Below are 14,057 nucleotides of genomic sequence, written 5' to 3'. Positions count from 1 at the left end.
CTCTTTGGTGTTCATGCCAGCATCTTCTCCACCGGCAACACGAACATCTCGCGGGCACCGGCGCGCTTGATCTCTTCCAGTTGCCGCCAGCTCACTTCGCCGGCGCACAACGCCTGCAACATCAGCTGATCGGGCTGCCCTTCCACCGGCAACAAGGTAGGCTGCGGACCACCGGGCAACAGCCGGGTAATCGACTCCAGCGTGCTGCGCGAGGTTTGCAACAGCAGCAAGCGCGACTCACGCACCTGGATCACCCCGTCGAGCCGCTTGAGCAGCAGTTCCAGCATGTCGCCACGCTCGTCGGCCGGCAGGATTTCCGGACCAGCCAGCACCGCCTCGCTTTCAAGCAGCACGTCGGCTTCGCGCAACTGGTTGGCCACCAGGGTGCCGCCGCTCTGCACCAGGTCGCAGATGGCATCGGCCGTACCCAGCCGCGGTGCGATTTCCACCGACCCCGCCAAGGTCACCACGCCTGCCTCCACGCCCTGCGTGCGCAACCATTCGCCCAGCAGGCCGGGATACGACGTGGCGATACTCAGGCCCGACAGTTGCTGCGGCGACTGGTAATCGAGTTCCTGCGGCACCGCGATCGACAAGCGGCAACGGCCGAAGCCCAGCGGCCGCAACTCGCTCAACGCCGCCGTCTCGCGACCCGCCGTGAGCTGGAACTCGGCCAGCACGTTGCGGCCGACGATGCCCAGATCACACACCCCCTGCGCAATCAGGCCGGGAATGTCGTCGTCGCGGACCAGCAGCAGGTCCACCGGCTCGCCTTCGCCGAAGCAGAACAACTTGTCGCGGCTTTGCCGGAAGGTGAGCCCGCAACGCTTGAGCAGATCCAGACCCGGCTCGGTAAGCCGGCCGGATTTCTGCATGGCGATGCGCAAACGATCGCGCGGTTTCATGCCTTGGTCCCGTTTTTCAATATGGGTTTCGCGGGTGATTTTTTGGCCGTGGCACGACTGCGCGTGGCCCGCGACGCGGCAGCGAGGTAGCCGCCGTCACCCTGGTTGAGATAGCGCGCCACGCGACCGATGGTGGTGATGCTCACTGCGGTGCGCTCATGGATCTGCCGATACGGCATGCCATCGAGCAACAGCGGCACCACGCGCCAGCGATCCACCAGCACTTCCAGCTCGGCCGGCGTGCACAAATCATGCAGGAACGCAGCCATCTCCGCCGCGTTCTTCAGCGACAGCAAAGCCTTGCACAGACTGGTTTCGGCGGACTCGATGGATGTTTCCGGATCGAGCGATCGGCGCTTCATAATGTACTAACGCGTTATTACAATGGATCAAAGCATACGCGATTTTTCGCAGTGCAGCAAGCGCCTCTTCCGCAATGGCCATCGCTGGAAGCCATGATCGAGCCCGTCGGCGGGACTGTCATACCATCCATGCGCCGGCAGACAGCCCACTTGCCCGCCCGCGAACCTTGGTGCATCGCCCCCAGACACAAGAAAGGCGGCCATCGGCCGCCTTTCTTGTGTTCGCCGATCACCGGCCCGATCACTCCGGCTGGAGTGCCCGCTGCCGCACCAGTTCGCACACGACGCGGACATCGCCATCCATCGCACGGTCGCGATGCATGAAGCCCACCTGTTGACGAAGACCGTCATGCGCCTTGCGCACGGCAACGCCGGCGTGGAAATCGCCCACGTGCGCCAGTGCCGCCATCAGCTTCTGCACTTCGTCGACGAATTGCGCATAGCTTGGATGATCCTCGCGCGGTGCGTTGGCGACTTTGGCGGCCAGCGCACGCCAATCACCACGCGCCGCCAGACGACGGGCCGCATTGAGCATCTCCTGGCGGAAATCCAGCGCCTGCGCGGCGGTGTACAGCTCCAGCGCCAGCACGTGGCCCAGGTCGTCCACCATCTCCAGCACGTGACGTGCTTCGTTGGCACCCATCGAGACATGGTCCTCGGCGTTTGCGCTGGTCGGCACCGAATACACGCTGGCCGGATGCGCCCGCGTGGCCAGGTCGTTGACCAGCGCCGCGGCGGTGTACTGCACGATCATGAAACCGGAATCGGTACCGTCCTCGTTACCGGTGAGGAAAGCCGGCAGGCCGTCATTGTTGGCCGGGTCGACCAATTTGTTGAGGCGACGTTCGGAAATCGACGCCAGCACCGGGATCGCTGCTTTCACGTAGCTCATCGCCAGTGCCAGCGGCATGCCGTGGAAGTGGCCGGCCGAGATCACCTGGTCCTCGATGAACTGCGCGTCTTCCGCGTCCGGGAAGATCAGCGGGTTGTCGGTGACCGCATTCAACTCGATGTCGAACACGCGGCAGGCCTGGGCCCACGCGTCGCGCACCGCGCCGTGCACCTGCGGCATGCAACGCAGGCAGTAGGCGTCCTGCGGCTGGTGCTTCTTGCCGCCCTTGAACGGCAGGAAGCGCGCATAGAACGCTTCGCGACCATGGCGCTGGTTGGCCGGCACCCAGTCCCAGCTGATGTCGAAGGACAGTGCCTGGTCTTCCGGCGTTCCCCACGCCTCGGCGCTCCACGACTTGAAGCGCGGCACCAGATGGTAAGGAATGTCGACCAGGGTGGAACCCTGCAGCAACTCGCGCACATGTGCGGCCGCCACCACCTGCCCGGGATGCGGGCGCAACGCATGCACCTCCGGCCGCAACGCGCCGCTGCGGCCGGCAAAGGCGTCCAGCGTCATCGAGGCCGCCGTGTCGGCGAGGTCGAGCAGGTATTCCAGCGTATCCAACGCCAGGGCGCCGGTGGCAAGCATCTGCGCGGTGCCGTTGTTGAGCGCCAGGCCCTCCTTGAACGACAGGCGCACGGGCTGCAGGCCAGCGCGCTTCAATGCCTCCGCGCCGGGCATGCGCTCGCCCTGATAGAACGCTTCGCCACCACCCAGCAGCACGATCGCCAGATGCGACAACGGCGCCAGATCGCCACTGGCACCGACCGAGCCTTTCGCCGGTACCACCGGCACCACGTCGGCGTTGAGCATGGCCGTCAACGCTTCCAGCGTGCTGACGCGAATGCCGGAATGGCCACGCAGCAAGGTGTTGATGCGGATTGCCAGCATGGCGCGCACCACGTCCGGCGCAAACGGCTCGCCCACGCACACCGCATGGGTGATGATCAGGTTGTGCTGCAGCTCTTCCATCAGCGTGCCCTGCGGCACCTGCTCGCGGCTGCCCGGCAGCTCGTCGCGCACGCGGTGCGCGCCTAGCAGCTTGTCGGCGTTGCTGCCGAAACCGGTGGTGACGCCGTAGGTCGGCTCGCCGCAATTCACCTTTTCGGCGAGGAAATCGGCAGCACGCTGCACATGCTTGAGTTGCGCGCCGTCCAGTTGCACCCTGGCGCCATGGCGAGCCACGGCCACGAGCTGGGCACGGGTGAAATGGCTGCCGTCGAGAAGAATGGTTTCGCTCACTACAGAATGCTCCAATCGGTTCACCCGGCCGCCTTCGTCACCGAAGACGGCGATTCCTGGTCACTACGACGCCTGACGCCATAGACAGCGAAACAGCTGCCCTAACCCATCGCGGCGGCTTGTTCCAACTCCACCCGCAGGGTCTTGATCAGTTCCTCGCGCGGCACTTCGAACTGGTCTTCGCGACGCAAGTCCTTCACCGTGACCACGCCCTTGGCGATCTCGTCCTCGCCCAGCACGATCACGAAACGGATGCCCGCGCGGTCGGCGTACTTGAACTGCTTGCCGAGCTTGCCGCCCTCCAGCACCACCTCGGTGGCGATGCCAGCGCTGCGCAACTCGCTGGCCAGCGCCAGATAAGCCGGCATCTGCGCCTCGTCCATCTGCGTTACCAGCACGTCGACGGTGCTGCGTGCGGTGTCGATCAGGCCGGCATCGCGCAACTGCCAGTACAGCCGCGTCAAGCCGATCGAGATGCCTACGCCGGGCAGCTTCGACTTGGTGTACTGGCTGGCCAGGTTTTCGTAACGACCGCCGGAGCAGATCGAGCCGATCTGCGGGTGATCGTTGAGCGTGGTCTCGTACACCGTGCCGGTGTAGTAATCGAGGCCGCGCATGATCGACAGGTTGAGCGCGTAGTGCGACTCCGGCACGCCAAAGTCACGCAGCAGGCCAAGCACCTCTTTCAGCTCCGAGCGGCCCTGCTCCATGGTGTCCGAGCCACTGCCCAACGCATCCAGCTTGTCGAAGGCATCCTGCAGCGAGGTGGAACGCACCTGCACCACGTCCAGGATCTTCGCGGCCACGTCGGCAGACAGGCCGAAAGCTTCGCCGGTCAGCGTGTCGCGCACGTAGTCGGCGCCGCGCTTGTCCAGCTTGTCCACCTCACGCAGCACCAGGGTCTGCTGCTCGCCATCGGCAATGCCCAGGCTCTCGAAAAAGCCGCGCATCATCTTGCGGTTGTTGAGCTGGATGGTGAACGCGCCGATGTCCAGCTCGCGGAACACGCTGTAGATCACCGCCGGAATCTCGGCGTCGTAACGCACCGACAACGCGTCCTTGCCGATCACGTCGATGTCGCACTGGTAGAACTCGCGGAAACGCCCACGCTGCGCACGCTCGCCGCGATACACCTTCTGCATCTGGTAGCGGCGGAACGGAAAGCTCAAGTCGCGCTCGTGCTCGGCCACGTAACGGGCCAGCGGCACGGTCAGGTCGAAACGCAGCGCCAGCTCGGGCGTGCCTTCCTTGCCCAGCGCACCGGTGGACTGCACGAAATACACCTGGCGCTCGGTCTCGCCACCGGTCTTGGTCAGCAACACATCGGAATGTTCGATCACCGGTGTTTCCACCGGCAGGAAGCCGAAGCGCTCGTAATTGCGGCGAATCGTGTCGAGCATGCGCTGGAACGCGATCTGGTCGAGCGGCAACAGCTCGAGTACGCCTGGCATGGTGCGGGCCGGGGTAAGCGCCATGGAATCCTCTACTGACGGTAACGGGGAACGCCGTGCGACGGCAGCCTCATAAGATAGCAGATGGCTGACCTTCACCGACCCGGCGCCTGCAGGACGAATTCACACGAACCTGTTGCCAAGCTCCGATCCGGACATTAAGATACGCGGCTCCCACGGGGTGTAGCTCAGCCTGGTAGAGCGCTACGTTCGGGACGTAGAAGTCGCAGGTTCAAATCCTGTCTCCCCGACCAATGTTTTCGCGAAAAAGCCGGCCCTGCGCCGGCTTTTTCGTGTCTTGGGTACAAGGCTGCTACCGGATGAACCCGTCAGCCCTTCAGGAAGATCCGGTCAGGCAACGCTTGCCGCGACCAGACGATCCAGCTCGGCCTCGATGAAACCGGCCTCCAGCCGGGCCGGGCGATTGAACGGGCCGCGCAGGCTGACGCCCATGTAATCACGCAGCAGCTCGAAGAAGGTGTCGAACGGGTCGCTGCCGTCGCGTTCGCAGCACCAGCGGAACCAGCGCGTGCCCGCGGCCACGTGGGCTACTTCCTCGCGCAGGATCACTTCCAGCACGGCGATGGTGCGCTCGTCGCCCACGCTGCGCAGGCGCTCGATCATGCCGGGCGTCACGTCCAGCCCGCGCGCTTCCAGTACGCGTGGCACCAGCGCCATGCGAGCGGTGTCGTGACTCGCGGTTTTCTCGGCCATCTCCCACAGGCCGTTATGGGCATCAAAATCGCCATAGGCGTGGCCCAGCTCGGCCAGCCGGGCGGACAGCAGCGCGAAATGGCGTGCCTCGTCGTGCGCACAGCTGGCCCAGTCGCGGTAGTACGTGTCGGGCATGCCGCGGAAGCGATAGACGGCGTCCCAGGCGAGGTCGATCGCGTTCAGCTCGATATGCGCCACCGCATGCACCAGCGCGGCCCGGCCCTCGTCCGTGCCCAGACCGCGGTGCGGCACCTTGCGAGCGCTGACCAGCCGTGGTTTCGCAGGACGCCCCGGCGCACTGATCGGCTCGGGTGGGGGTGATGCCGGGTCAGGGCACAGCTCACCTGCCTGCACGGCCGCCCATGCGGCGTGCGTCAGGCGCAGCTTTTCGGCCGGGTCAACGGCATCTAGGCAAGCCTTGGCGGTGGCATGGAGATCGGTCATGGGGTTTGTGTAGGAGCGCACCCTGTGCGCGAAAGCTCTTCGCCACGCGACGAAAAGCCTTCGCGCACAGGGTGCGCTCCTACATGCAGCTTCGGCCCTACACGTCGCGCCGGGCGGCCTTGGCGTCGTCGGAGCGCAGCAGCTCGATCTGTTTCAGGTAATGCTCGTCGAGCCCGGTAACGTATTCGCCGTTGAAGCAGGAGGAATCGAACTGCGTCAGTTCTTCGTTGCCGTCCTGCACTGCCCACACCAGATCGTCCAGGTCCTGGTAGATCAGCCAGTCGGCGCCGAGTACCTGCTCCACTTCCTTGTCGGTACGACCGGCGGCGACCAGTTCGGTGACGGACGGCATGTCGATGCCGTACACGTTGGGGTAGCGCACCGGCGGCGCAGCGGAGGCGAAGTAGACTTTCTTCGCACCCGCATCGCGCGCCATCTGGATGATCTGCCGCGAGGTGGTACCGCGCACGATGGAGTCGTCCACCAGCAGCACGGTCTTGTTGCGGAATTCCAGATCGATGGCGTTGAGCTTGCGGCGCACCGATTTCACCCGGTCGCCCTGCCCCGGCATGATGAAGGTGCGGCCCACGTAGCGGTTTTTGACGAAACCCTCGCGGAACGGCACGCCCAGCGCTTCGGCCAGCGAGCTGGCGGCCGTGCGCGCGGTATCCGGAATCGGAATCACCGCATCGATGCCGTGGTCTGGGCACTCGCGCATGATCTTCTCGGCCAGTCGCTGGCCCATGCGCAGGCGTGCCTTGTACACAGACACGTTCTCGATCATCGAGTCGGGTCGCGCCAGGTACACGTATTCGAAAATGCACGGCGCATGCACCGCGCCGTCGGCGCAATGGCGCGTATGCAGCTGGCCATCATTGGTGATGAACACCGCCTCGCCCGGCGCCACGTCGCGCATGCGCTTGAAGCCAAGCACATCCAGCGCCACCGACTCGGAGGCCACCGCGTATTCGTGGCCCTCGTCGGTAACCCGCTCGCCCAGCACCAGCGGGCGGATGCCGTTCGGATCGCGGAACGCCAGCACGCCGTAGCCGAGCAGCAGCGAGACGCACGCATAACCGCCGCGGGCACGCGCATGCACCGCAGCCACCGCCTTGAAGATATGGTCCGGCGTCAGCGCCATCCGCTCCTGGATCTGCAGCTCGTGCGCCAGCACGTTGAGCAGGATTTCCGAATCGGAATCGGTGTTGATGTGGCGGCGATCGTCCTCGAACATCTGGCGCCGCAATTCCTCGGTGTTCACCAGGTTTCCGTTGTGCGCGATCGCAATGCCGTAGGGCGAGTTCACGTAGAACGGCTGCGCCTCCTCCGCCCCCTCCGAACCGGCCGTGGGGTAGCGGCAGTGGCCGATGCCGATGCGTCCGTGCAACTGGCTCATCGCCTTCTGATTGAACACGTCGCGAACCAGGCCGTTGCCACGGTGCAGGCGCAGGCGCGCGCCATCCACGGTGGCAATGCCGGCCGCGTCCTGGCCGCGGTGTTGCAGGACGGTCAGGCCGTCATAAAGAGCCGATGCCACTTCGGTGGTACCGACGATGCCGATGATTCCGCACATGGAACTGCTACCTGCTGCTGTTGATCGTGGCCGAATGCGAGGGAATCGCTGCGGTCGCGGGAGATGGAACCGGCAATGGAGCCGTGCTGCCGGGCGCGGGCTGGAGGCTTCCCGGCAAGGGGACCGGAAGCGCGCGCAAGCGATCCTGCAACGCGTCCGGGTGAAGGTGTTCGCGCACGCCGGCGGGCAGGCGTTCGCCCAACCATGCCGCCGCCGCCTGGAACTGTGGCAACAGCACCGACTGTTTCCACCAAGGGTCGCGGGTAAATGCGGTGAAGCTCACCAGGAACACCATCAGGGTTACCAGCAGCACCCCGCGCGCAAAGCCGAAGATCATGCCCAGCAACCGATCCGTGCCGCTGAGTCCGGTACTTTCCACCAGCCGATGGATCACGAAGCGCAGCAGCGCACCGAGCACCAGCACGGTGATGAAACACAAACCGTAACCGACCACCAGACGGATCGACGGCACGTCGATGCTGTGCTCGAAATGCGCCGACACCGCCGGCCCGAATGTCCATGCGACCCAGAACGCGGCAACCCACGTGGCCAGCGCCAACACCTCGGAGATAAGGCCGCGCCACAGGCCAATCAAGACCGACAGCCCCAGCACGCCGACAATGATGTAGTCGATCCAGCTCACCCGGTCCGTTACCTCGAAGTGGAAGAAGCCATGCCCAAGCCCCGTTCAAACGCTCAAGGAACGCTGACGATATTGCCCGGCAGGCCGAGTTTTGCCTTGATCTGGTCGCGCACGCGGGACGCATCATCGCGCTGGGTCTGCGGCCCCGCGCGCACGCGCCACAGGCGCTTGCCGTTCACGTTGACCGAATCCACGAAACCGTCGAAACCCGCCGCGCGCAACTTGTCGCGCAGGGCGTTGGCATCGGACTGGCTGCCCATCGCGGCTACCTGTACCGCCCAGCCACCCGCTCGCGCATGGCTGCCGGCGGGAGCTGCCGGCGCATCGCCGCTGGGCGTGCTGGCCCCACTTTCCAGGTGGGCAGGGGCGCCTGGAATCGACTGCACGATCTTCAGCCGGGCCGCCTCGGCCGCCGCGCGCGTCTCGAACGGGCCGGCGTTGACCAGGGTCAGCGACTTGCCCGCGCGCTGGATCACGTGGCCGCTGGCCGGATAGCCCAGCGCACGGACCCGCTGGATCAGGTGCGCGGCACCACTGGCCGAATAGGCGCTGAGGTTGAGTGTGTAATGGCCGCGAGCCGCAGTGGCCGGCGGCAACGCCGGTGCAGGCGTTGGCGCGGGCGCCTTCGTCACCGGCGTGCTCGGCCGCGACGGCGCAGGCCTCGATACCGGCTGCTGCGCCGGCGTCGTGGTAGTCGGCTGTGGCGTCTGCACCGGACGCGCATCCGCCGGAGCGGCGGCATCGGTGCCCACGTCGTGCGGACGCCGCGAACCGATGTTCACCGTGGCCAGCTGGCTGCCCGAGCCGGGCGTGGTGGTGGTCATCGGAATCACCGGGTTCCCCGGCTGCCCCACCGTGGAAGCCGGCGCCACCGCGGAACTGGCGCCGCCCGGCACCAGGCTCATGGTCTTGGTCTGCAGGTCGCTGTCCGGCGCCGGCGGAATCGCCAGGCTCACCGGCTGGTCAGCACCCGCCGCCGGCGGTTTGCTGGAGAAGAACATCGGCACGAACAGCACCGCCAATGCGATCAGGACGGCGGCTCCAAGCAGACGTGTGTTCAAGGTTCACTCCAAGGACGGCGGAACAACGCGTAACGGCGCGATTATACCTGCCCGCACCCGCCTTCATGGCATAAGCGGCGGTTTGCGATTCAGGCGGAGGGCGCGCCCACCACCGCGGCGGCCACGAAAAACGAGCCGAACGCGAGGATGCGCTCCCCGGGCTGCGCCGAAGCACGCGCCGCAGCCAGGGCGGCGGCGACGCTGTCATGTTGATCGAAGCTTGCGTGCGGCAGCACGTGCCGCAGGTGTTCGGCCAGGGCCGTCACCGGCATGCCGCGCGGCGAGTCACGCTCCAAGCCGGCCAGATGCCAGTGCGCGACATGCGGCCCAAGCACGCCGATCACCCCGGCCACGTCCTTGTCGGCCAGCGCACCGTAAACCGCATGCACACGGGCCGGCGGCTGCACAGCGAGCCACGCGGCCAACGCACGCGCGGCCTGCGGGTTGTGGCCTACGTCGACAAACAGTTCCGGATCGCCCCCCAGCGATTGCAGGCGTGCCGGCACGCGGACACGCTGCAGTCCGGAGGCGGCCACGTCAGCTAGGCTGTCCACGGCCAACAGTGGAGTACCGGCGGCATCCGTGGCATGCAAGGCCGCGATCGCCGCCGCCGCGTTGGCGTATTGCACCGGCGCGGCCAGGGCGGGATCGGGCAACTCCAGCACCGTGCCGTCGCGATGACGCCAGCGCCAACCGCCCGGATGCCGCTCCGTGAAGAAATCCGCACCCGCGCGCACCACCCGTGCGCCACGCGCGTCCAGCGCATCAAGCAGCCCCGCGGGTGGATCCAGTTCGCCCACGATGGCCGGCCGCCCCGCGCGCGCGATGCCCGCCTTCTCGCGGCCAATGCTGTCGCGATCCGGACCCAGCCAATCCATGTGGTCGAGGTCGATCGTGGTGATCACCGCCACATCGGCGTCGACGATGTTCACCGCGTCCAGCCGGCCACCCAGACCCACTTCGAGAACGGCCACGTCGAGCTCGGCTCGGGCGAACAGGTCCAGCGCCGCCAGCGTGCCGAATTCGAAATAGGTCAGCGGGATCTCGGCGCGCGCCGCCTCGATGCGCTCGAAGCTGGCAACCAGCGCCTCGTCAGCGGCATCGATGCCACCAATGCGAATGCGCTCGTTGTAATGCAGCAGATGCGGCGAGGTGTAGGCACCCGTCCGCCGTCCCGCCGCCTCCAGCATGCTTTCCAGCAACGCTACCGTGGAGCCCTTGCCGTTGGTGCCGCCCACGGTGATGACGTGCCGCGCGGGCGGCCTCGCCCCCATGCGTTGCCACACGTGGCGCACGCGTTCCAGACCGAGTTCGATGCTGCGCGGATTCACGCGCTCCTGATACGCCAGCCATTCGGCGAGGTTGCGGCTCATGCGATTGCTTTGATGGGGAGGGGCGGACTCGGGCATGCACCCGGCCCGCAAAGCTTAAAGCATCCATCCGGAACCGGCGCACGCCCTCCCCGTGTGGCCAGGCATCACAACGGATGGGCAAACGCGTACAACGACCAGCCGCAGGCAAAGACGGTCCAGACGGTCGCGCTGGCGGCAATCAGCAGCGGCATGTGGCGATGCAGGTGACGGTGCAGGTTTTCGATGGCGTTCATGCGGTATCTCCCGTGACTTGATGATGTGGGAGATATCTTCGCGATGCAGCCTGTTCGTCGACAGAAGCGGTCGTCAGCCATCGCCGATGACAAGCGTCACGCCATGCCTTGTCAAAGCCGTACCTTGCGCAGCCGCAACGCATTGCTCACCACCGAGATCGAACTCAGGCTCATCGCCAGCGCCGCGATCATCGGCGACAGCACGATGCCGAACCACGGGTACAGCACGCCGGCCGCCAACGGTATGCCGACGGCGTTGTAGACGAAGGCGAAGAACAGGTTCTGATGGATGTTGCGCACGGTGGCGTGCGACAGCTTGCGTGCCCGCACGATGGCACCGAGATCACTCTTGACCAGGGTGAGTTGCGCGCTTTCCATCGCCACGTCGGTACCGCTGCCCATGGCGATGCCGATGTCGGCCGCCGCCAGTGCCGGCGCATCGTTGATGCCATCGCCCGCCATCGCCACGCGTCGCCCTTCGGCTTTCAGGCGCTCCACCACCGCGGCCTTGTCTGTCGGCGAGACATCGGCATGGACTTCGTCGATACCCAGTTCACCAGCCACCGCCTGCGCGGTGATGGCGCTGTCGCCGGTCAGCATCACGATGCGCAAGCCGTCCGCATGCAGGGCCTTGATGGCGGCGGGCGTGGTCGACTTGATCCTGTCGGCCACGGCCAGCACGGCGGCCAGGTGGCCATCGATGGCCAGGAACATCGCCGTGGTGCCCTGCCCGCGCATCTGTTCGGCGCGGGCACTCGCATCGTCATCGACAGGAACGGATGACTCCGCCATCAACCTGGTGTTGCCCAGCAACACGGCGTCGCCCTCAACGGTGGCGGCGACGCCGCGACCGGTCAGCGCGCGGAAGTCGGTCGCCGACGGCAAGCGCAGATGCTCGGCTTTCGCCGCGTGGAGAATGGCCCGGGCCAGCGGGTGCTCGCTGGAACGCTCCAGCGCAGCAGCCAGCGCCAGCAGCCGCTCGCGCGGCCATTCACCGAGAACCACCAGATCGGCCAGGGTCGGCTTGCCTTCCGTCAGCGTGCCGGTCTTGTCCAGCACCAGGGTGTCGATCCCGCGCAGGCTTTCGATCACGCCGGCATCCTTGAACAACACGCCTTGCTGCGCACCACGACCGCTGGCCACCATGATCGAGATCGGCGTGGCCAGGCCCAGCGCACAGGGGCAGGCAATCACCAGTACCGAGACCGCCGCGATCAGGGCATGCGCCAGCTGCGGCTGCGGGCCGAGCAGCGCCCACACGGCAAACGCCAGCAACGCCACCGCAACCACCGTGGGAACGAACCAGGCCGCCACCCGGTCGGCCACGCGTTGCAGCGGTGCCTTGCTGCGCTGCGCCTTGGCCACCAGCGCCACGATCTGCGCCAGCATGGTTTCGCCACCGACTTTCTCGGCGCGCATGGTCAACGCACCATCCTGATTCACGGTGCCGCCTGTGAGCACATCGTCAACCTGTTTGGACACCGGCATCGGCTCGCCGGTGAGCATGGATTCGTCGACATGGCTTGCGCCGTCGATCACCACACCATCGACCGGCAGCTTTTCGCCCGGCCGCACGCGCAGCACATCACCCGTGCGCACTTCGTCCAATGGCACATCGGTTTCGCTGCCATCGTCCGCGATGCGTCGCGCCGTCTTCGGCGCCAACCCAAGCAGCGCCTTCAATGCCGCACCGGTGCGTCGGCGTGCACGCATGTCGAGGAAATCCCCCAGCGTGACCAGGGTGACGATGACTGCGGCCGACTCGAAATACACGCCAACGCGACCGTGCGCATCGCGGAAGCCCGCCGGGAAAATTCCGGGCCAGATGAACGCCACCGCGCTGTACAGCCATGCCACGCCGGCTCCCAATCCGATCAGCGTGTACATGTTCGGTTGCCACGGCTTCAGCGAACGCCAGCCGCGCCGGAAGAACGGCGCACCGCCCCACAACACCACCACGCTGGCCAGAAACGCCTCGATCCAGCCGGACAGGCGATCCCACGGCGGCGGCAGATGCCAGCCAAACAGGTGCGGCCCCATCGCCAGCACGAACACCGGCGCCGTCAACGCCAGCAGCGTCCAGAACCGCCGGGTCATGGCCGCCAGCTCGCCGCCATCATCGGCATCCGCGTCGGGCAACATCGGCTCCAGCGCCATGCCGCACTTCGGGCAATCGCCGGGCCCGACCTGCTCCACCTCCGGATGCATCGGACAGGTGTAGAGCGTGCCCGCTGGAGCCTCCAGCGATGGCTTGCGTTCGCCCGTCCAGGCTGAGGGATCGGCCACGAATTTTTCGCGGCATCGGGCACTGCAGAAATACCAGGTCCGACCGTCGTGCTCGGCACGATGTTGCGCACTGTCCGGGTCCACGCTCATGCCGCAGACCAGGTCCGTGGAAGTCGCGCCGGGCCGTTTGGCGGACGCGCCGGAATTCGCGGCATGGTTTCCGTGACAGCACGAGGAAGCGGATGTTGTTGTCGCCCGCCTGGCCGGCGACGGTTCCGCGGACCGGATATATCGCTGCGGCTCGGCCTCGAATTTTTCCCGACAGCCGGCACAGCAGAAATGAAAGGTCTGGCCGGCATGCACGCTGGCGTGCTTCGTCGCGGCCGGATCCACCGTCATGCCACAGACGGGATCGATGGCCATTCCGCCCGGTGCCGCACCCTCGCCATGGCAGCAGGAATCGACCGGGCTCATGCTTCGTCCCGATCTTCGACCAGCGCACGCAGGATCGGACATTCCTCCGGCTTGCCGTGGCCCGGGCACGAGTCCACCAACTGGGCCAGTCCGTCGCGCACCTTGTGCAATTCGGCGATGCGCTGATCGATCGCCGCCAGCCGCTGCTGCGCGCGCTGCTTCACCGCCTTCACGCCGCGCTGCCGGTCGGTGGACAGGCTCAGCAGCTCGCGGATCTCCTCCAGCGTGAAGCCCAGGTTCTTGGCGCGACGGATGAAGCGCAACTGCGCAATCGCGTCATCGCCATAGCTGCGATAGCCGGAAGCGCGCCGCTGCGGTTCCGGCAACAGGCCTTCGCGCTCGTAATAGCGGATGGTGTCGATGGCCACGCCGACGCGCTTGGCGACGGCACCGATGGTGAGGGAAACGGTTTGCGTGTTCATGGCTCAAGTCTAGACCCATGATCAAGGTCCAGAGTCAAGCGC

Annotated in this window: 12 protein-coding genes and 1 tRNA gene; 1 reads left to right on the top strand and 12 read right to left on the bottom strand. The window is 66.2% G+C overall.

All coding sequences use genetic code 11. From position 1 onward, the window contains the following. Positions 1 to 11: 11 nt before the first annotated feature. The 4 genes from hisG to hisS form a co-directional block, all read right to left on the bottom strand. Complete coding sequence (hisG, locus tag BMY90_RS09135; RefSeq protein ID WP_008212362.1) at positions 12 to 905, bottom strand: ATP phosphoribosyltransferase; 894 nt, start codon at positions 903 to 905, stop codon at positions 12 to 14. Next, complete coding sequence (locus BMY90_RS09130; RefSeq protein ID WP_092703424.1) at positions 902 to 1,267, bottom strand: YerC/YecD family TrpR-related protein; 366 nt, start codon at positions 1,265 to 1,267, stop codon at positions 902 to 904. Before BMY90_RS09130 ends, hisG begins: the two co-directional genes overlap by 4 nt. A gap of 241 nt (positions 1,268 to 1,508) precedes the next feature. Then, on the bottom strand, positions 1,509 to 3,401 hold the full coding sequence (locus BMY90_RS09125) for an HAL/PAL/TAL family ammonia-lyase (protein ID WP_092703422.1): 1,893 nt from the start codon (positions 3,399 to 3,401) through the stop codon (positions 1,509 to 1,511). Positions 3,402 to 3,502: 101 nt separating this feature from the next. Then, positions 3,503 to 4,876 carry a histidine--tRNA ligase gene (hisS, locus tag BMY90_RS09120; protein ID WP_092703420.1) on the bottom strand — a complete coding sequence of 458 codons (1,374 nt, stop codon included), beginning with the start codon at positions 4,874 to 4,876 and terminating at the stop codon, positions 3,503 to 3,505. 153 nt (positions 4,877 to 5,029) lie between these two features. Here hisS and BMY90_RS09115 point away from each other — a divergent pair. Continuing rightward, positions 5,030 to 5,106: transfer RNA gene (locus tag BMY90_RS09115), tRNA-Pro, on the top strand. A 97-nt stretch (positions 5,107 to 5,203) separates the two neighbouring features. On the opposite strand, the gene BMY90_RS09110 is transcribed toward BMY90_RS09115, so the two are convergent. The 8 genes from BMY90_RS09110 to BMY90_RS09080 all read right to left on the bottom strand — a co-directional run bounded on the left by BMY90_RS09110 (position 5,204) and on the right by BMY90_RS09080 (position 14,015). Beyond that, positions 5,204 to 6,010: a ferritin-like domain-containing protein gene (locus tag BMY90_RS09110; RefSeq protein ID WP_092703418.1), complete on the bottom strand. Its 807-nt coding sequence runs from the start codon at positions 6,008 to 6,010 to the stop codon at positions 5,204 to 5,206. A 97-nt stretch (positions 6,011 to 6,107) separates the two neighbouring features. Next, positions 6,108 to 7,583, bottom strand: a complete 1,476-nt coding sequence (gene purF, locus BMY90_RS09105) for an amidophosphoribosyltransferase (RefSeq protein ID WP_092703416.1) — start codon at positions 7,581 to 7,583, stop codon at positions 6,108 to 6,110. A gap of 7 nt (positions 7,584 to 7,590) precedes the next feature. Further along, positions 7,591 to 8,226, bottom strand: a complete 636-nt coding sequence (locus BMY90_RS09100) for a CvpA family protein (protein ID WP_092703414.1) — start codon at positions 8,224 to 8,226, stop codon at positions 7,591 to 7,593. 53 nt (positions 8,227 to 8,279) lie between these two features. Beyond that, on the bottom strand, positions 8,280 to 9,287 hold the full coding sequence (locus BMY90_RS09095) for an SPOR domain-containing protein (RefSeq protein WP_092703412.1): 1,008 nt from the start codon (positions 9,285 to 9,287) through the stop codon (positions 8,280 to 8,282). Between the two features lie 89 nt (positions 9,288 to 9,376). Then, the gene (folC, locus tag BMY90_RS09090; RefSeq protein WP_092703410.1) at positions 9,377 to 10,660 is read right to left on the bottom strand and encodes a bifunctional tetrahydrofolate synthase/dihydrofolate synthase; all 1,284 of its coding nucleotides are present in this window, start codon (positions 10,658 to 10,660) and stop codon (positions 9,377 to 9,379) included. Between the two features lie 104 nt (positions 10,661 to 10,764). After that, complete coding sequence (locus tag BMY90_RS17495; protein ID WP_256364910.1) at positions 10,765 to 10,893, bottom strand: hypothetical protein; 129 nt, start codon at positions 10,891 to 10,893, stop codon at positions 10,765 to 10,767. 111 nt (positions 10,894 to 11,004) lie between these two features. Next, positions 11,005 to 13,593: a heavy metal translocating P-type ATPase gene (locus BMY90_RS09085; RefSeq protein ID WP_092703408.1), complete on the bottom strand. Its 2,589-nt coding sequence runs from the start codon at positions 13,591 to 13,593 to the stop codon at positions 11,005 to 11,007. Then, positions 13,590 to 14,015, bottom strand: a complete 426-nt coding sequence (locus BMY90_RS09080; RefSeq protein ID WP_008212335.1) for a heavy metal-responsive transcriptional regulator — start codon at positions 14,013 to 14,015, stop codon at positions 13,590 to 13,592. Before BMY90_RS09080 ends, BMY90_RS09085 begins: the two co-directional genes overlap by 4 nt. Positions 14,016 to 14,057 lie beyond the last annotated feature (42 nt).

The sequence above is a fragment of the Rhodanobacter glycinis genome, assembly GCF_900114325.1.
Classification (GTDB): domain Bacteria; phylum Pseudomonadota; class Gammaproteobacteria; order Xanthomonadales; family Rhodanobacteraceae; genus Rhodanobacter_A; species Rhodanobacter_A glycinis.
The sequence above is the reverse complement of the archived record's forward strand: the minus strand, read 5'-3'. Positions and strand labels throughout refer to the sequence as shown.